Origin of the sequence: Rhodococcus chondri, from assembly GCF_036327435.1 — a bacterium.
Classification (GTDB): Bacteria; Actinomycetota; Actinomycetes; order Mycobacteriales; family Mycobacteriaceae; genus Rhodococcus; species Rhodococcus chondri.
Genome location: NZ_JAUZMZ010000024.1, coordinates 1 through 17,087, shown reverse-complemented (window position 1 = coordinate 17,087; position 17,087 = coordinate 1). Strand labels below are relative to the sequence as shown.

Annotated in this window: 18 protein-coding genes; 8 read left to right on the top strand and 10 right to left on the bottom strand. The window is 67.6% G+C overall.

The features are described from left to right. Positions 1 to 24 precede the first annotated feature (24 nt). Together Q8814_RS06570 and Q8814_RS06565 are read left to right on the top strand one after the other, a co-directional pair. Positions 25 to 1,209, top strand: coding sequence for an ABC transporter substrate-binding protein (locus tag Q8814_RS06570; protein ID WP_330151216.1), 1,185 nt, complete (start codon positions 25 to 27; stop codon positions 1,207 to 1,209). Continuing rightward, entirely contained in the window at positions 1,206 to 2,012 is an 807-nt protein-coding gene (locus Q8814_RS06565; RefSeq protein WP_330151215.1) for an ABC transporter permease, read from the top strand. The genes Q8814_RS06570 and Q8814_RS06565 overlap by 4 nt, the downstream gene beginning before the upstream one ends. A gap of 9 nt (positions 2,013 to 2,021) precedes the next feature. On the opposite strand, the gene Q8814_RS06560 is transcribed toward Q8814_RS06565, so the two are convergent. From Q8814_RS06560 to Q8814_RS06540, 5 genes are all read right to left on the bottom strand, one after another. Beyond that, complete coding sequence (locus Q8814_RS06560; protein WP_330151214.1) at positions 2,022 to 2,492, bottom strand: nitroreductase family deazaflavin-dependent oxidoreductase; 471 nt, start codon at positions 2,490 to 2,492, stop codon at positions 2,022 to 2,024. Between the two features lie 16 nt (positions 2,493 to 2,508). Next, positions 2,509 to 3,384: an alpha/beta fold hydrolase gene (locus Q8814_RS06555; protein WP_330151213.1), complete on the bottom strand. Its 876-nt coding sequence runs from the start codon at positions 3,382 to 3,384 to the stop codon at positions 2,509 to 2,511. Continuing rightward, a complete protein-coding gene (locus Q8814_RS06550) occupies positions 3,374 to 4,033 on the bottom strand; it encodes a TetR/AcrR family transcriptional regulator (RefSeq protein ID WP_330151212.1) in 660 nt (219 codons plus the stop codon). The genes Q8814_RS06555 and Q8814_RS06550 overlap by 11 nt, the downstream gene beginning before the upstream one ends. Continuing rightward, positions 4,030 to 5,883, bottom strand: coding sequence for an N-acyl-D-amino-acid deacylase family protein (locus Q8814_RS06545; RefSeq protein WP_330151211.1), 1,854 nt, complete (start codon positions 5,881 to 5,883; stop codon positions 4,030 to 4,032). Before Q8814_RS06545 ends, Q8814_RS06550 begins: the two co-directional genes overlap by 4 nt. An 84-nt stretch (positions 5,884 to 5,967) precedes the next feature. Further along, complete coding sequence (locus Q8814_RS06540; protein ID WP_330151210.1) at positions 5,968 to 6,642, bottom strand: hypothetical protein; 675 nt, start codon at positions 6,640 to 6,642, stop codon at positions 5,968 to 5,970. Positions 6,643 to 6,692: 50 nt separating this feature from the next. Between Q8814_RS06540 and Q8814_RS06535 the strand changes: the two genes are divergently transcribed. Further along, a complete protein-coding gene (locus Q8814_RS06535; protein WP_330151209.1) occupies positions 6,693 to 6,827 on the top strand; it encodes a hypothetical protein in 135 nt (44 codons plus the stop codon). Here the strand turns inward: Q8814_RS06535 and Q8814_RS06530 are convergent. Beyond that, positions 6,814 to 8,436 (bottom strand): long-chain fatty acid--CoA ligase, encoded by a 1,623-nt coding sequence (locus Q8814_RS06530; RefSeq protein WP_330151208.1) that lies wholly within the window; start codon positions 8,434 to 8,436, stop codon positions 6,814 to 6,816. The two genes, Q8814_RS06535 and Q8814_RS06530, sit on opposite strands and share 14 nt — an antisense overlap. Before the next feature lie 86 nt (positions 8,437 to 8,522). Between Q8814_RS06530 and Q8814_RS06525 the strand changes: the two genes are divergently transcribed. Genes Q8814_RS06525 through Q8814_RS06515 form a run of 3 tightly spaced genes read left to right on the top strand, consistent with a single transcriptional unit; the run spans position 8,523 to position 11,938 of the window. Next, positions 8,523 to 9,761: a serine hydrolase domain-containing protein gene (locus Q8814_RS06525; protein ID WP_330151207.1), complete on the top strand. Its 1,239-nt coding sequence runs from the start codon at positions 8,523 to 8,525 to the stop codon at positions 9,759 to 9,761. A 9-nt stretch (positions 9,762 to 9,770) separates the two neighbouring features. After that, positions 9,771 to 10,847 (top strand): alanine racemase, encoded by a 1,077-nt coding sequence (locus tag Q8814_RS06520; protein ID WP_330151206.1) that lies wholly within the window; start codon positions 9,771 to 9,773, stop codon positions 10,845 to 10,847. Then, a complete protein-coding gene (locus tag Q8814_RS06515; protein WP_408015848.1) occupies positions 10,835 to 11,938 on the top strand; it encodes a PQQ-dependent sugar dehydrogenase in 1,104 nt (367 codons plus the stop codon). Before Q8814_RS06520 ends, Q8814_RS06515 begins: the two co-directional genes overlap by 13 nt. 9 nt (positions 11,939 to 11,947) lie before the next feature. On the opposite strand, the gene Q8814_RS06510 is transcribed toward Q8814_RS06515, so the two are convergent. The 3 genes from Q8814_RS06510 to Q8814_RS06500 are packed head-to-tail and all read right to left on the bottom strand — an operon-like array spanning position 11,948 to position 14,356. Continuing rightward, positions 11,948 to 12,400 carry a MaoC family dehydratase gene (locus Q8814_RS06510; RefSeq protein WP_330151205.1) on the bottom strand — a complete coding sequence of 151 codons (453 nt, stop codon included), beginning with the start codon at positions 12,398 to 12,400 and terminating at the stop codon, positions 11,948 to 11,950. Between the two features lie 29 nt (positions 12,401 to 12,429). Beyond that, positions 12,430 to 13,176, bottom strand: coding sequence for a GntR family transcriptional regulator (locus tag Q8814_RS06505; RefSeq protein ID WP_330151204.1), 747 nt, complete (start codon positions 13,174 to 13,176; stop codon positions 12,430 to 12,432). 28 nt (positions 13,177 to 13,204) lie between these two features. Next, the gene (locus Q8814_RS06500; RefSeq protein ID WP_330151203.1) at positions 13,205 to 14,356 is read right to left on the bottom strand and encodes an acyl-CoA dehydrogenase family protein; all 1,152 of its coding nucleotides are present in this window, start codon (positions 14,354 to 14,356) and stop codon (positions 13,205 to 13,207) included. Positions 14,357 to 14,550: 194 nt separating this feature from the next. Here Q8814_RS06500 and Q8814_RS06495 point away from each other — a divergent pair, with 194 nt between their 5' ends. Further along, the gene (locus Q8814_RS06495) at positions 14,551 to 15,438 is read left to right on the top strand and encodes an HpcH/HpaI aldolase/citrate lyase family protein (RefSeq protein ID WP_330151202.1); all 888 of its coding nucleotides are present in this window, start codon (positions 14,551 to 14,553) and stop codon (positions 15,436 to 15,438) included. 1 nt (position 15,439) lies between these two features. Then, on the top strand, positions 15,440 to 16,456 hold the full coding sequence (locus Q8814_RS06490; RefSeq protein ID WP_330151201.1) for a MaoC family dehydratase: 1,017 nt from the start codon (positions 15,440 to 15,442) through the stop codon (positions 16,454 to 16,456). On the opposite strand, the gene Q8814_RS06485 is transcribed toward Q8814_RS06490, so the two are convergent. Further along, positions 16,446 to 17,087, bottom strand: a 642-nt coding sequence (locus Q8814_RS06485) for an enoyl-CoA hydratase/isomerase family protein (protein WP_330151200.1), incomplete at its 5' end; no start/stop codon positions are given. The genes Q8814_RS06490 and Q8814_RS06485 overlap by 11 nt on opposite strands.

Genomic DNA, 17,087 nt, shown 5'->3' with positions numbered 1-17,087 from the left:
CACCGAGCACGACATGACACCGACATGAGCGGGCCCACCGATCACCGTGGGTCGATAGCGCGGCGGACCCTGCTGCGCGGCGCACTGGGACTCGCCGCCGCCGGTGGTATCGCCGGTGCCGTCGACCTCGCTCGCACCGCGACCGCCGACCGCAGCAACACCACCGGACAGCTCCGCATCGGTTACCTTCCGATCACCGATGCCGCGCCTCTGCTCGTCGCGCACGGTTCCGGCCTGTACCCGCCCGGCGTCGTGGACGGCGCGAAGCCGGTGCTGTTCCGCAGCTGGGCGTCACTCGCGGAGGCCTTCGTCAGCCGGCAGGTCGACGTCGTGCACCTGCTGATGCCGATGGCCGTGCAGTTGCGCTACGGGCTGGGCAGCTCGGTCCGGATCCTCGGGTGGAACCACACCAACGGCTCGGCGCTCACCGTTGCCCCGCACATCACCGACCTCGGGCAACTCGCCGGAGAGCAGATCGCGATTCCGTTCTGGTGGTCGATCCACAACATCGCGATCCAGCAACTACTGCGGGCGCACGGGTTGCGTCCCGTCGTCCGCCAGGCGCCGTCGCGCTCGGCCGGCACCGTCGGACTCGTCGTGATGGGGCCCTCCGACATGATTCCCGCCTTGGCCAACGGGTCGATCGCCGGATTCACCGTGGCCGACCCGTTCAACGCGGCCGCCGAGATTCGTGGCGTCGGGCGTATCCACCGCTTCCTCGGAGATCTGTGGCGCGACCACGCGTGCTGTGCGCTACTCGTCCACGAGGATCTCATCGAGGAGAATCCCGGCGTCGTGCAGGCACTGACGAATTCGGTGGTGACCGCACAGTTGCAACTCGGTGCGGATCGGCCCGCCGCCGCGGAACTGCTGGCGGACCGCTATCTGCCGCAGCCGTTGCCCGCGATCACCAAGGCTCTGACGTATCCGGGGCGCAACGCGGAAACGCTGCACCCGTACTGGCAGCCGGAACAGATCGGTTACCAGCCGTTCCCCTTCCCGAGTTTCACCAGCGCCCTGGTCGAGGCCATGCACCACACGATCGTCGACGGCGACACCGGATTTCTGTCCCGGATCGATCCGGCCACGGTTCATCGCGACCTCGTCGACGACCGGTTCGTCCGCACCGCCCTGACCCGGGTGTCCGGGACGGACGCTTTCGGTCTCCCCGCAGATCTCACCCGCACCGAGGAGGTCGACCTCTCGTGAGTACCCCGGCCCGGCCCGCCCGGCACCTTCCGCTCCTTCCACAGGCCGTCGCGATCGTGGTCGCGGTGGCACTGTGGTGGCTGATCACCACCGTCCTGGTAGGGCCGGAGTCGCTCATCCGCGAGTTCGCACCCCAGTACGTCGCACCGGCCATCGCGGATCTGTTCTCCCGGGGCGTCCTGCTGCCCGACATCCTCGCGAGCCTGTGGCGGTTGCTCGTCGGGCTGCTCATCGCGGCGACCCTCGGCATCCCCCTCGGTCTGCTGCTCGGGCTCAGCCCGCTCGTCGAGCGCGCCACGATGCCGGTCATGCAGTTCCTCCGGATGATCTCACCGCTGTCCTGGGCGCCGATTGCCGTGGCGCTGTTCGGCATCGGCCACCAGCCGGTGTTCTTCCTCATCGCCGCGGCCGCCGTGTGGCCGATCGTCATCAACACCGCAGCCGGAGTGCACAGCATCGATCCGGGGCACCTGATGGTGGCGCGTTCCTTCGGCGCGACCCGCTTGGAACTGCTCACCTCGGTGGTGCTGCCCGCGGTACGCGTGCAGGTGCAGACCGGTCTGCGGGTCGGTCTCGGCATCGCCTGGGTGGTGCTCGTGCCCGCCGAAATGCTCGGGGTACGGTCCGGGCTGGGCTACCAGATTCTGAACGCGCGCGATCAGCTTGCCTACGACCAGGTGATGGCCGTGATCGTCGTGATCGGTTTCCTCGGATTCTGGCTCGACTGGGCGGCGCGGCACCTGCTGCGCGAACGACGCAAGCCCGTCAGTGTCGAGGAAGCCGACGTCCACGCACCGGTATGACGCGGCGCCTCAGGAGCGCGGGGTCAGGACGAACAACGGGATCTGCCGGTCGGTCCGCTCGGCGTATCGGTCGTAGTTCGGCCACACCGTAACCATTTCCCGCCACAGCTGTTCGCGCTCGGCCCCCTCGGCGACTCGCACCGATACGGTCGTGCTGCGCCCACCGAACGTCACCGTCGCCTCGTCCGCCTCCCGCAGGTTGTACACCCACGCCGGGGTACGCGGGTGTCCCCAGTTCGAGCCGGCGACCAGCCAGCCTCCCGCATGCGGCACACACAGCAGCGGAGTCGTCCGTGGTTCACCGGTCTTGCGTCCGCGGACGGTGAGCACCAGTTCCGGCAACCCGGCGAGCGCAAGTAACGCGAGCCGGCCGCCGGAGAGCTTCTGGAGTGATTCGTCCGCGGCAATGATGTAGCGCGCGTAGCGGGGCAACCACGACTGCGCGCCCAACCGGATCGCAACGTGCCGCAGCGGGTTCACAGCTCGATCGCCTCCACTATCGCCTCCACGACGAAAGTACGGTGCGGACCGCGGTGACCACGGCCAGCGGCTGGTCGATCATCGGATGGTGCCCGGCCGCGGGCAACTCGGTCATCATGGCATCGGGGCCGAACTGCTCGCGCAATTGCGCCGACAATGCGTCGCTGACGATGCCGTGCTCGCAGCGGAAGTAGGCGAGGCGGCAATTCGGGTCCATCGCCTCGAGGCTGCGCCGCGATTCGCGCCCCATCCGCAGGTTGTCGAACTTCCACGACCAGCCGCCGTCGACCTGCTTCAACGACGTGCGGGCGATGTGGCGGAGCACGAACGGTTCGGCGGTGTCCTGCGGAGGTACAAGCCGGAACCGGCCGACCGCTTCCTCGACCGTCGGATACACCTTCGGCGGTCCCGCGTTCGCGACCGCCTTGACGCGCATTTCCATTTCCTCGGGCGACAGGTCGCGGATCGGCGAGTCGAGGATGATCACACCCGCGAGGTGTTCACCCCGAAGATGCGACGCCGCGAACGACACGATTCCGCCCATGCTGTGCCCGACGAGGACGGGTGGGCCGGTGATGCCGGCGGCTTCGGCGACGGCGAGCGCCTCGTCGGCCCACAGATCCAGGGCGTAGTGCTCACGATGATCGCTCTCGCCGTGTCCGCTCAGATCCAGCGCGGCGACGCGGCGACCGTCCGCAAGCTGCGGTCCGATGTGGTCCCACCAGCGTGAATGCGCCATGCCGCCGTGCACGAGGACGATGCCGGGCTGCCCCGGGTCCCCCCATGCTCGATAGCTGATGGAGGCACCGTCCACCGTCGTTCTGCCGGTGTCGACGGGCGCTGCGAGCGCATCGGCGAACCATTGGGGAGCAGATCCGTTCTCATTGCTCATTATCCGAACTTATGCGAGGTGTGACGTCCACCAGTAATCGGGCCAGCATTTCCACACGCGGGTCCTCCTGCTCGGGTTGCGGATGGACGGTCGCGGTCAACGCCTCACCGTCGAACAGGTGCACGAGCGAGAACAGAATGGTGTCGAACTCCTCGGGCGCGAAGCGCGCGGCGAGGGGCAGCGACCGCCCGAACTCGGCGATCTGGGCGTGGTAGCGCTCCGCCATCGGCGCGAGGTGTTCGCGCAGGCGGGCGTCGGTGCGGGCCGCGCCGAGCAGTTCGTACCATGCGGCATTCATCGGAGCCCGGCACGCCTGGCGCAGCAGCCGCAGGCAGTGACGCACGGATTCGAATGTCGCGTCGGGTCCGCCGAGTTGCTCGAGACCTGCCCGGAATCCGGCGAATTGCCGGTCGCGCACCGTGTCTGCCGCCGCGACCATCAGGTCCAGCCGTGTCGGGAAGTGCCGGAACACCCCGCCCGACGACACCCCGGACCGACGGCACACCTCCCCGATGGTGGTGGCGGTGTAGCCCGACTCGGCGAGGGAGGCGATCGTCGCGTCGAGAATGCGCCCGATGGTCTCCTGCCTGCGCTCCTGCTGAGTGCGCCGCTGTTGCCGGACTACCCCTGCGCCGGCCGGAGCGCTCAAAACGACCCGGAGGGAGCCGTCGACCGGACGGGTTCGGTGCGGGTGGCGACGGTGCGAACGGGCGCCGGACCCCGCTCTTCGACGCCGGCCCTGAGGAACCTGCCGGTACCGACCGTCTCGCCGAACCCGGGCACGTACTGCCCTTGGCGGAAGACGACCTCTCCGGCCACGGCCGTCGCGGTGACTGCGGCGTCGTTGCGGTTGACCATCCTGCTCAGCCCACCGAACTCCTTCATCGGCGCCTCGTGGTACCGATCGGTGTCCTCGTTCAGGCCCTCGGGATCGATCACCACCAGATCGGCGCGGTCGCCGACCCTCAGGTGCCCGGCATCGATTCCGTAGAAGCCGCCGAGTTCACCGGTGAGCTTGTGCACCGCGGTCTCGAGCGGAATCACCGGGTTTCCGCGCTGCTCGTATTCGTGGATGCGGCGCAGCAGGCAGATGCCGAAGTTGTAGAACGCCATGTTGCGCAGGTGCGCTCCCGCGTCGGAGAAACCGAGGGTGACGCCCGGCGTGCGGACGAGCCGATTGGCCACCTCGGGCCGGTCGTTCGCGATGACGGTGTGCCACCGGAATTTCCGGCCGTACTCGACGACGAGGTCGAGGAAGGCGTCGACGGGGTGCAACTTCTTCTCGCGGGCCACCTCTCCGATCGAGCGGCCCACGAGCGACGAGTCCGGGCACTCGACGATGCGGGTGTCGTCGAAGTCGCGGTGCCACACTCGCGGCGAGAACTTCTTCTCGAAATCCTGCCGGAACCACCGGCGGTAGGCCTCGTCGCGCAGCAGTGCGTTGCGGTCGATCTCGTCCTGCAGGTGCAGGGCGGCACGGCCCGACCCGAACTCCTCGAACACCACCAGGTCGATGCCGTCGGAGTACACCTCGAACGTCGTCGGGAGATGCTGCCAGCGGAACGCACCCTTGCCGATTCTGTTGGCGACGAACGCGATCGGGCCGAAGATACGGTTGACCCAGCGTTCGGCCTTCGTGTCGGCCGCGGCGAGGACCGACGTCTTCATCGGCCGGCGACCCAACCCGGTGCTCGCGAGTGCGAAGAACGCGACATCGTACTTGGTGTTGAGGTTCGGCACCGCCTGCAGCGTACGGCCGCGCCGACGCAGAATCCGGTGCAGGCGAAGGAATTCCGACCACGACGCGTGCGTGGAGGGCAGGGTGCGCGACCGGTAGCGGTCGCCGTCCATCTTGTCCCACGGATTCGTCATCGTGGATACGCCGAGAAAACCCGCGTCGAGCGCCTTCTCCACTGCGGTGTCGATGGCGGCAAGTTCGGCACGGGTCGGACGGTTGGCGGATTCGGTGGAGCGGCCGAGCCCCATCACCGACGCACGGACATCCGAATGACCCACGAAGGCAGCGATATTCGGACCGAGCGGAAGCGCATTCAGGGCGTCGACGTACTCCGCGGGAGACTTCCACGTCTTCGAACGTTCGAGCGCTGTGAGCACGTGTTCGCGCGGCAGCGCTTCGACACGGCTGAACAGGTCGGCGGCATCGACAGGTGGCACGTACACCGTCGAGATCGAGCAATTGCCCATGAGCACCGTGGTGACCCCGTGTCGCACCGACTCCGACAATCCGGGGGCGACGAGCACTTCGGCGTCGTAGTGGGTATGAGTGTCGACGAAGCCGGGCATCACCCAGCGCCCCTCGGCCTCGAGCACCTCGGTGCCCGGCCCGACCGGGAGGTCGTCGGCGCTCACGGTCGCGACCACGCCGTCCTTGATCCCGAGATTGCGTACGACGCCGGGCGCACCGGTGCCGTCGAACCACAGTCCCCCACGCACCACCAGGTCGAATTCCCCGCGGATGTGATCTCCACCACTAGTCATGCCGGAAGTGTAGCTCGAGAAAGAGGACGCGCACTCTCTAAAAGCGTCTTCCTGTGGCGGCGCGCTCCACGGAACCCTCTGCGATCACCGAACGTAGACCCAATGTCCACCCGAGCACTGTTGCTTTCGCATGTCGGGGGTGTACGTGATCGTTCCCTCTTCGTCGGAACGGCACGGACCTGCCACAGCTCCGCCGCCGCCCATCGTTCCCGGCGGATTGGGCGGGTTGTTCACGGCATCGAACTGGTCGGCGCAGAACTGCGTCCACGGCGTCCAGGAACCATCGTCGTACACCGTCGCGCCGCGGTTGTGGACGTTCTTATCGGTTCCGCACCACGAAATTTGCGGATTCCGGGGATCTGCGTTCGGATCCGGGGGCGGCGCGTCCGTGTAGGGATTGGGGCAGACGTCGCCGACGCAATCGAACGGGTTGGGGTCGATTACCTGACTCGGTTCGTCACCACCCACCTGCCCGACAACGGGCGGCTCGCTCACGATTTCCGTCGCGTCCGGCGCGGCCACACCGGCTGCGGGTTCCATCGACACCGACGGCTCGGCAGCAGCGCCCGGCAACGTTGCAGACGTCGGTGCGGCACTCGTCGAAGTCGCTGCCGCGACAGTCGGTGTCGTGACGGTCGTTGTCGCGACGGTCGGTGTCGCAGAAGATGCGCCCGCCCCCTCGTTCGACGCGCCACCATCGGCACAACCTGCGACCACCAGCCCTACAGCGAACAACCACACCCCAACTGTTCTTTTCACAACCCACCCCCACCTCGAGACTGCCCGGACCCCTGAGACATCGAACTCGAATGTTCACGGTCGAGATCGTCGACATCCGCACCGGCGTTACGCACTCCGACACGGACCCCCGCGGACACGATCTTCGGCAGCCCGTCGAAGACCTGGCCCGCGGGGACGGGGCCCGTCACGTCATGGCCGGGTGATGTCGAGGGCGCCCTCCTGGAACTGCGACCGCAGGCGCTTCTTGTCGAACTTGCCGACGCTGGTCTTCGGGACCTCGCTGATCACGGTCCAGTTCTCGGGCAGCTGCCACTTGGCGACCTTGTCCGACAAGAACTCACGCAGCTCGTCGACGCCTGTGGTACTGCCTTCACGCAGCACGACGGCGACGAGCGGCCGCTCGTCCCACTTCTCGTCCGGCACCCCGATGACCGCGGCTTCGAGAACGTCCGGGTGGCCCATCACAGCGTTCTCGAGGTCCACCGACGAGATCCACTCCCCGCCGGACTTGATGATGTCCTTGGTGCGATCGGTGAGAGTGAGATAACCGTCCGGGGTGATCGACCCGACGTCCCCGGTGCGCAACCATCCGTCGTCGAACTTGTCCGGAGCATCCACGCCGTAGTACGAGCCGGTGATCCACGGTCCGCGGACCTCCAGCTCACCGATGCTGGTGCCGTCGTTCGGCACCACATTGCCGGCGTCGTCGACGATCCGTGCCCGTACCGACGCCGAGAACCGGCCCTGCGTGTACCGGTAGCGCCACCGCTCGTCACCTTCGACACCCGCCGGTGGGCGGGCAACCGAGCCGAGCGGCGAGGTTTCGGTCATGCCCCACGCGTGCAGCACCCGCACACCATGTTCGTTCTCGAAGGCGTGCATCAGTGCGGGCGGCACCGCGGACCCACCGATGAGGACCTCCTTCATGAACGAGATGTCCTGCGGATGCTCCTCGAGATACAGGTGCAATCCCTGCCAGATCGTGGGGACGGCGGCTGCGAAGGTAGGACGCTCGGCCGCGATCAGCTCGGCCAGCGGCGCCGGCTGCAGGAAACGGTCCGGCATGATCAGCGACGCGCCGATCATGAAAGCCGCGTAGGGAAGTCCCCAGGACATGGCGTGGAACTGCGGCACTACCGCAAGGGTGCGGTCGCCCTGCGCGAGGGCGGGCCCATCGGTCATGCACACCTGCATCGAGTGGAGATAGATCGAACGGTGCGAGTAGGCGACACCTTTCGGGTCTCCAGTGGTGCCGGACGTGTAACACATCGCGGCCGCGGAGCGCTCGTCGACCTCGGGCCAATCGAACGTGGTGGGCTGGTCTGCGATCAGCGTTTCGTATGCATGGACCTGTACGCCCTCCGGTGCCTCGAATCCGGCTGTGGAATCGCCGGTCACGATGATGTGCCGGACGGTGGTCAACGCGGGCAGGTGCGGCGTGAGCAGCGGGATCAGCGTCGGATCGACGATGATCACCTGATCCTCGGCGTGGTTGGCCACGTGGATCAACTGCTCCGGGAACAGGCGGATGTTGAGGGTGTGCAGCACCGCGCCCATCGACGGTATCGCCAGGTACGCCTCGAGATGCTCGGCGTTGTTCCACATGAATGTCGCCACCCGCTGGTCCCCGGTGATTCCGAGTCCGCGCAGCGCGTGCGCCAGCGCGGCGCACCGCCTGCCGACCTCCGCGTAGTTACGCCGACGCGGACCGGAGTCGGTCCACGTCACGACTTCGGCGTCGCCATGAACGGTGCTGCCGTGGACCAGCAGCTGCGCGATGGACAACGGTGCGTCCTGCATCGTGCTCAACATGGAAATGCTCCTAGCGTCGGGGTGTTCGGGTTCGACGGATAGAGATTCTCACAACAGCGGTGCCCTGCATCTGCCAAACTGCCTGCATGCTCCCAGGGCGCAAAATCTTCGCGCTGATCTGCGCGTGCGGTGTCGTCTCGGCATGTTCGTCCTCCGGTGAAGCGGAGAATACCGCGCAGACGGCGACCGCCGCCGAAAGCTCCGCGCCCGCGCAGGCCGAGGCGATCATGAGGATCGTCGACGAGGCGAGGAAGAACAGCCACCTCCGCGCGGTGCTCGTGCGGGTCACCGTGGACGGCGAGGAGATCGTCACCCGCGCGGTCGGTGAGTCGATGACCGGCGTGCCGGCGACCACCGACATGAATTTCCGCAACGGCGCCGTCGCAATCTCGTACGTCTCGACCGTGCTGCTGCAACTCGTCGACGAAGGCAGCGTGACCCTCGACGACACGGTGTCGCGGTGGCTGCCCGAGATCCCGCATACCGATCGGGTGACGCTCGGCCAGCTGGCGCAGATGACTTCGGGCTACCCGGATTACGTGATCGGCAACGACGAGTTCGCCGATGCGTCGTATGCGGATCCGTTCCGTTCGTGGACGGCCGAGGAGCTCCTCGCGTACGCCACGTCGAAACCCTTGCTGTACGAGCCCGGCACCAATTGGAACTATGCCCACACCAATTACGTGATCCTCGGCCTCGCGCTCGAGAAGATCACGGGCCGACCGGTCGCAGACCTCGTCCAGGAGAAGGTGCTGGACCCGCTGGGGTTGGACGACACGCACGCGGCGCAGACGGCGACGATGCCGGAACCGGTGCTGCACGCGTTCAGTTCCGAGCGTCGCCAGGCCCTGGGCATCCCACCGGAAACAGCGTTCTACGAGGAGAGCACGTTCTGGAACCCGTCGTGGACCATCACGAACGGCGCCGTGCAGACCAGCACCATCTTCGACCTCCACGACACCGCGATCGCCGTCGGCACCGGTGAGCTGCTCTCACCCGAGTCGTACCGGGCGATGATCTCGACCGACCTCCGCGGCAGGACGCGTGCGCAGCCGGGCTGCCCGACATGCTTCGAACAATCGGACGGATACACCTACGGGCTGGGCGTCGTCATCTCCGGCAACTGGTTGCTCCAGAACCCGATGTTCGCGGGCGCGTCGGCGGTGGAGGCATACCTGCCGTCGAAGAAGATCGCGATCGCGGTCGCCACGACCTACGATCCGGAAGCATTCGATGCGACCGGCGGATACACGAACCAGGCCGATTCCCTGTTCCGGACGATCGCCGCGGAACTGGCCCCGAGCGACGCCCCACCGACTCGTTAGGGTGTCGCCATGACACTCGAGGCGACGCCGGTACTACTCGTCGACCGCGACATTCTGGACCACAACATCGCGCGGCTCGTGGCGTCGGCCCGCGAACGCGGACTCGCGGTGCGCCCGCACGTCAAGACACACAAATGCATCGAGATCGCCCGCCGTCAGCTCGACGCCGGTGCGCAGGGTCTCACCGTCGCGACCGTGTCCGAAGCGGAGGTCTTCGCCGGCGCCGGGTTCGACGACATCTTCGTCGCCTATCCGCTGTGGGTCGATGCCGCACGCGGCGCGCGTCTGCGCGCACTCACCGAACGGGCACGTGTTGCCGCGGGCATCGATTCGGCAGAGGTCGCTCGGGCTCTCGCCGCACACGCCGGCACCGACGTCGGGGTGCTCGTCGAAGTCGACAGCGGTCACCACCGCACCGGTGTCGCCCCCGAACAGGCCGGTGCAGTCGCCGCGGCGGCCCGGGCCGCAGGTCTCGAAGTGTTCGGCGTCTTCACCTTCCCCGGTCATTCCTACGGTCCCGGGGTGACGCCGGTGGCCGCGAAGGAAGAGGCCGATGCCCTCGGCGTCGCGGCCGCGGCATTGCGCGAGGTGGGCATCGAACCGGCGGTGATCAGCGGCGGCTCGTCGCCCACTGCCTTCCTCGACGTACCCACCGCCGCTACCGAATTACGGCCCGGCGTCTACGTATTCGGGGACGCACAGCAACTCGAGCTCGGTGCCGTCACCGAAGCAGATATTGCGCTCACCGCACTGGCCACGGTGGTGTCCGCGCGCGGCGAGGTCGTCGTCCTCGATACCGGCAGCAAGGTGCTCGGCGCCGATCGAGCACCGTGGGCGTCCGGCTACGGGCGGATACTCGGCGAGCCGGATGCGCGGATCACCGCGCTGTCCGAGCATCACGCAACAGTGCAGTGGCCCAGCGCGCCCACCCGGCCCGGCCTCGGCGAACGGGTCCGCGTGATTCCCAATCACGTGTGCAATGCCGTCAATCTCGCGGACGGGCTGATCGTGATCTCGGGTGATCCGGTCGGCGACGATGCGGTGGTGGACCGCTGGACGGTCGCCGCGAGAGGATGCAACTCGTGACGCGCATACGCCTGGCTCGTCTGATCGCGGCCGCATCGATGCTGCCGCTGGTGGCCTGTGCGTCCGACCCCGCCGCGAGCGTCCCGTCGAATACGCCGCAGGCCACCGCCACACCGCAGGTCGCCGGCAACGTCGCCTCCGGGTTGGACACCCCGTGGGGGATCGCGTTCCTCCCCGGCGGCGCCGCACTGGTCACCGAACGCGACACCGGACGGATCCTTCAGGTGGGCACCGACAACTCGGTGCGAGAAGTGGGCCGGATCGACGAGACGGTGGCGCAGGGCGAATCCGGCCTGCTCGGTATCGCGGTCTCGCCCACGTTCGACACCGACCGGTTCGTCTTCCTGTACGTCACGACGTCCGAGGACAATCGGATCCTGCGGTCGACCTACAGCACGAACTCTGACGGCACGACGCTCTCGGAGCCGACGGTGATCCTCGACGGTATCCCCGCCGGGAGGATCCACGACGGTGGTCGCTTGGTATTCGGTCCCGACGGGATGTTGTACGCGGCAACGGGAGAGGCCGGCGATCGCGAGCTCGCGCAGGATCCCGGCTCGCTGGGCGGCAAGATCCTGCGGATCACCGTCGACGGCGAACCCGCGCCGGGCAATCCGGACCCCGCGTCGCCGGTGTACTCACTCGGTCACCGCAACGTGCAGGGCCTCGCGTTCGACGACCGGGACCGGTTGTGGGCCTCGGAATTCGGGCAGAACGACGTCGACGAGCTCAACCTGATCACCGCGGGCGGCAATTACGGTTGGCCCGAGGTCGAGGGCGCCGGGGGCGGCGACGAATTCGTCGATCCCGTCCTGACGTGGCCGGTGTCCGAGGCATCACCGTCGGGGCTCGCGTTCGCGGACGGACGGTTGTGGATGGCATCGCTACGCGGAGAACGGTTGTGGCGCATCGATGTCCTGCCCGACGGAGGCGCAGCGTCGCCGACCGACTTCTTCACGGGCGAATACGGCAGGTTGCGGACCGTCGTCGTCGCGCCGGACGCGTCGCTGTGGCTGACCACCTCGAACCGTGACGGTCGCGGGCAGCCGGCGGACGACGACGACCGCATCCTGAATGTTGTGCTCCCGTAGAGGTTCGGATCAGGGAACGAGAACGACGACCGTCTCGGCGACGAGCGCCGGCCTGTCCGATCCTTCGATCTCGACGGTGTAGCCCACGACGAGGTTCGCGCCCTTCGCGGTGCGGTCGAAGGTCTTGAACTCCGCGCCGGCGCGGACCTTCGAACCGACCGGTACCGGCGCGGGGTAGCGCACCTTGTTGCTGCCGTAGTTGACCTTCATCTTCACGCCGTCGAGGCGGAAGATCTTCGCGCCCAGGACGGGGAGCAGCGACAGCGTGAGGTAACCGTGCGCGATGGTGGTGCCGTACGGGCCGCTCGCGGCCTTTTCGGGATCGACGTGGATCCACTGATGATCGCCGGTGGCCTCGGCGAACAGGTTCACCCGTTCCTGGGTGATCTCGAGCCAGTCGCTGTAGCCGAGGTGTTCGCCGACGACCTTTTCGACCTCGTCGAGCCCGTTGAAGACGCGCATGTATTGACTCCTGTAGTCGGTGACGGCCGTCAGTGACCGGCTCGTCTGAGTGTGACGCGATACGTGTAGTGCTCCGGCAGAAAATAACTCACGGACAGTTCCGTGGGCACTCCCGCCTCGTTCGAATACAACCTGTCGACCCGCAGCAGCGGATGCCCCACCGTGCAGTTCAGTTCTGCCGCGACCTGCTCTGTGGCGGGAGCGACGGTGATCGACTGCGCGGCTTCGACGATGGGGCTGTCGAGATGTGGTTCGAGCAGCCCGATCACCGTGTTCCGGCTCGCTGCCCCGGCCTGCAACTCGGGCGCGTCGACGACGTGCGCCGCGACAGCCTCGGGAAGATGGATGGTGGTGTGTGCAAACGGGATTCCGTCGTGCACGCGTCGTAGCACCACCGTGTACAACACGTCCGTGTCGAGACGCAGCCGGCTGGCCGCGTCGATGTCGACTCCGCGGCGCAGCGGCGCGACGATCTCCATGACCGTGTCGGCCGCGAGCGCCAGCAGATCCTCGATCGAACCGAGCTGACGGCGGTAGCGTCGGCTCGACTCGTTCGCAAACGTGCCGCGTCCCGGTACCCGGTAGACGATGCCGTCGGCCACCAGATCCTGGAAGGCACGACGCACCGTCTGACGGCTCACCCCGTGTTGTTCGGAGAGTTCGGCTTCGGTGGGCAGGCGGGCTCCGTCGCTGTACTGCCCCGCCTCGACGGCTTCCCGGAGCTGACGCGCGAGCTGCGCGTAGGCCGGTTCTGTCTCCCGCACCCTGTTGTCCATGACGGACCCGATACTAGTTGCTACCGGGTCACAGTCCGCCGCGGGCAACGAGCTGGCTCGCGATGACGTTGCGCTGGATCTCATTGGTACCTTCACCGACGATCATCAGCGGCGCGTCGCGGAAGTAGCGTTCGACGTCGTACTCGGTCGAATAGCCGTAGCCACCGTGGATCCGCACCGCGTCGAGAGCAATCTCCATCGCGATCTCCGAGCAGTACAGCTTCGCCATGCCGGCTTCCATGTCGCAGCGTTCACCGCTGTCGAACTTCTCGGCCGCATAGCGGGTCAGCTGACGGGCCGCGGTGAGCTTGGTGGCCATTTCGGCGAGATAGTTGCCGATGGACTGGTGCTTCCAGATGGGTTGTCCGAAGCTCTCGCGCTGCTGCGCGTAGGCGAGCGAGTCCTCGAGCGCCGCGGCCGCGACGCCGAGCGCACGCGACGCGACCTGCAGACGACCGGTCTCGAGCCCCTTCATCATGTGCCCGAAGCCCTTGCCCGGTTCGCCGCCGAGGATCGCGTCGGCCGGGATCCGGTAGTTGTCGAAGCTCAGCTCGCACGACTCGACGCCCTTGTAGCCGAGCTTCGGCAGATCGCGCGAGACCGTCAGGCCCGGTCCGTGCTCGACCAGCACGACGGAGATGCCCTTGTGCCGCGGGGTGGCCTGCGGATCGGTCTTGCACAGCAGCGCGATCAGACCGGCGCGGCGTGCGTTGGTGATCCACGTCTTCGCGCCGTTGATGACCAGGTCGTCGCCGTCACGCTTGGCGATGGTCGTCATGGCCTGCAGGTCGGAGCCGCCGCCCGGTTCGGTCAGCGCCATCGTCGCGCGGATCTCGCCGGTCGCGAGCTTGGGCAGATACTTGCGCTTCTGCTCCTCGGTGCCGAACATCGACAGCAGCTTCGCGACGACGGTGTGCCCACCCATCGCCCCCGACAGCGACATCCAGCCGCGTGCGAGTTCCTCGGTGACCTGCACGTAGCACGGCATCGAGACCGGCGAGCCGCCGTACTCCTCGGGCACCGCGAGCCCGTAGATGCCGATCTGCTTCATCTGCTCGATCCACTTCTCGGGGTACTCGTTGGCGTGCTCGACCTCCTGCACCGACGGCTTGACCTCGCGGTCGATGAAGTCGCGGACGGTCTTGACCAGGAAGGTTTCTTCGTCGTTCAGGGGGCTCACGGGCGGGTCCTTCGGCTCGTTGCGGGCCCCGATCCCCGGACCCACGCTATTTGTACGGCCATTTTGTGTAGTCGTCGCAACCATTGTCAATCGCAACAGCGGCAATTCCAGCACGCTCCGCAGTGAAATCGGTGATGCATGCCGCTACATCTACCTATACGACTGGCGCACCACTCAACAATGGCCGTACATTTATGCGCGTTCCCCGCCGTCTCGACCATGAGGTTTCCGTGACTTCCGAGCAACACCTCCGCAGGCGAGCAGTGCTCGTCGCACCGGGTTCCGACGAACGCAAGGCCGGCAAGGCCCTGGCCTCCTCCGCCGACGAGGTCGTCCTCGACCTCGAGGACGCCGTCACTCCAGCCCAGAAGGACGCCGCGCGCGACCTCATCGACCCCCTGGTGCGCGAGCACGGCCGAAACCGCACGGTGTCGGTGCGCATCAACGGCCTCGGCACTCCGTGGTTCCACGACGACCTGCTCGCCTGCTCCCCTCTCGGCGACGCGCTCGCGTCCGTGGTGATCCCCAAGGTGGAGAGCGCCGCCGACCTCGCCGAGGCAGACCGCATCCTCGGCGTGACCTCCGGTGTGCCCGTCCAGGCACTGATCGAGACGCCCGCCGGTGTGCAGCGCATCGACGAGATCGTCACCGGTCCGCGCATCGGCGGAGTCATCATCGGTTACGCCGACCTCGGCGCCGCCCTGGGCCGCTCCCGCACCGCCGCACCCGAGCATTGGCTGTACGTGCAGGACCGCGTATTGCACGCCGCCCGCGCCGCAGGGATCCAGGCCGTCGACGGACCGTTCCTCGGCATCGCCGACGACGACGCGTTCCGGCACTCGGCGCGCTGGGTCGCCGACCTCGGATTCGACGGCAAGTGGGTCATCCATCCCTCTCAGATCGATTCCGCCACCGCAGCATTCACCCCCACCGACGACCAGGTGGACGCCGCCCGCAAGGTGCTCGCGGCACTCGAGGACGCGGAAAGCCGTGGCGCCGGTGCCGCCCAGCTCGACGGGCAGATGCTCGACGAAGCCGTCGCGGTCGCCGCCCGCCGCACCCTGTCGAAGATCGGAGCCTGACATGACCGGCCTGAACACCACGACCACCGCAGTTTCGGTGGGCGGACCCTACTTCGACGAACTGACCGTCGGCCAGGTCTTCGACACCGCCCCCGCCGTGACGCTCACCGACGGCCTCGCGGCCGCCCATCAGACGATCCTCGGCGACCGGCTCCGCCTCCCGCTCGACCGGCACCTGTCCACCGCCGTCGCGGGCGGCGCGCTGGCACACGCCGGGTTCGTCACCGACATCGCGATCGGCCAGTCGACGCTGGTGACCCACCACGTCAAGGCCAACCTGTTCTACCGCGGACTGCGCTTCCGCCGGTTCCCCTTAATCGGCGACACGCTCTACACGACCACCGAGGTCGTGGGGCTGAAGGAGAATTCGACCAAACCGGGTCGCAAGCCGACGGGCCTGGCCGCGCTGCGCATGAACACCGTCGATCAGGACGGCAACACCGTCCTCGACTTCTACCGCTGCGCGATGCTGCCGTTGAGCGAGAACCCCGACCCCGATCGGGTCGTGCCGGCCGACGATCTGTCCGCGATCGGTCCGCAGGACGAACCGCAGTGGGCCGTCCCCGAGGGCTGGAATCTCGACGAGTACCGGTCGCGGGTGCCGGGCGCGCACTTCGATCCGGCGCTGGCCGGGGCCGTGCTGCAGTCGAGTGGTGATGTCGTCTCGAGCGCACCGGAACTCGCGCGCCTGAGCCTCAACATCGCCGCAACCCACCACGACGAACGTGTCGGCGCGGCAGGACGTCTGGTGTACGGCGGGCACACGATCGGCCTGGCGCTGTCGCAGGCGTCGCGGGCCCTGCCGAACCTGGTGACGGTGCTCGGATGGAAGTCGTGCGATCACACCGGTCCGGTGCACGAGGGCGACACTCTCACCAGCGACCTGCACGTCGAATCCGCCGAACCGCTCGAAGGCGGTGGCGGTGTGCTCGAGCTGCGGTCGCTCGTCTACGCGCACCGTGCAGACGCCGAGCCGGCACCCGTCCTGGACTGGCGTTTCACCGCTCTCATGGCCTGAAGGAAATCGACTGTCGGGCGACCTCGTCGACCAGTCCCCACTCGAGCGCGCGCTGCGCGTCGAGTGGGGCTGCGGTGACGAAGAGGTGCATCGCACGCCACCGTCCGATGCGTCGCGGAACACTGACGGTGCCGCCGGCTCCCGGGATCAGCCCCATCGACACCTCCGGAAGCCGGAACACCGTGGCCGGATCGGCGACCACCCGGCCGGCGAACGCCGGGATCTCGATGCCCGCACCCACACAGTGACCGTGCAGACGTACCTCGATGCGATCGGCGAGCCGAGCGACGAGACGTCCCGCTCCCCCGCGGGTACGGATCAGGTGCGCGATCGCCGTATCGGGGGTGCGCCCGAACTCGTCGAGATCACCACCCGCGCAGAACGACGGCCCCGCCCCGTCCAGCAGCACATGCTCGATACTGTCGTCGAGCAGCGCGAGACGCAGAGCCTCGACCAGCGAATCGCGCAATTGCGTGCCGTAGGCGTTGCGGCGCTCGGGACGATCGAGCGTCACGTGCAGCGTGTCGCCTTCGCGCGCGATCGACGTCGGTTCGGCGGGAGCCGGCGGCGGAAGCGGCCGCGGGCCGCGCTCCTCGAGCCATCGCGCGAATTCGGGTCCACCCTGCAGCGT

Excerpts from the sequence above, each read along its gene's own strand:
- Q8814_RS06570 (WP_330151216.1), top strand. The coding sequence starts at position 25 with ATGAGCGGGCCCACCGATCACCGTGGGTCGATAGCGCGGCGGACCCTG.
- Q8814_RS06555 (WP_330151213.1), bottom strand. The coding sequence starts at position 3,384 with ATGAGCAATGAGAACGGATCTGCTCCCCAATGGTTCGCCGATGCGCTC.
- Q8814_RS06545 (WP_330151211.1), bottom strand. The coding sequence starts at position 5,883 with ATGACTAGTGGTGGAGATCACATCCGCGGGGAATTCGACCTGGTGGTG.
- Q8814_RS06535 (WP_330151209.1), top strand. The coding sequence starts at position 6,693 with ATGTTCACGGTCGAGATCGTCGACATCCGCACCGGCGTTACGCACTCC.
- Q8814_RS06530 (WP_330151208.1), bottom strand. The coding sequence starts at position 8,436 with ATGTTGAGCACGATGCAGGACGCACCGTTGTCCATCGCGCAGCTGCTG.
- Q8814_RS06525 (WP_330151207.1), top strand. The coding sequence starts at position 8,523 with ATGCTCCCAGGGCGCAAAATCTTCGCGCTGATCTGCGCGTGCGGTGTC.
- Q8814_RS06520 (WP_330151206.1), top strand. The coding sequence starts at position 9,771 with ATGACACTCGAGGCGACGCCGGTACTACTCGTCGACCGCGACATTCTG.
- Q8814_RS06515 (WP_408015848.1), top strand. The coding sequence starts at position 10,835 with ATGCAACTCGTGACGCGCATACGCCTGGCTCGTCTGATCGCGGCCGCA.
- Q8814_RS06510 (WP_330151205.1), bottom strand. The coding sequence starts at position 12,400 with ATGCGCGTCTTCAACGGGCTCGACGAGGTCGAAAAGGTCGTCGGCGAA.
- Q8814_RS06505 (WP_330151204.1), bottom strand. The coding sequence starts at position 13,176 with ATGGACAACAGGGTGCGGGAGACAGAACCGGCCTACGCGCAGCTCGCG.
- Q8814_RS06495 (WP_330151202.1), top strand. The coding sequence starts at position 14,551 with ATGCGCGTTCCCCGCCGTCTCGACCATGAGGTTTCCGTGACTTCCGAG.
- Q8814_RS06490 (WP_330151201.1), top strand. The coding sequence starts at position 15,440 with ATGACCGGCCTGAACACCACGACCACCGCAGTTTCGGTGGGCGGACCC.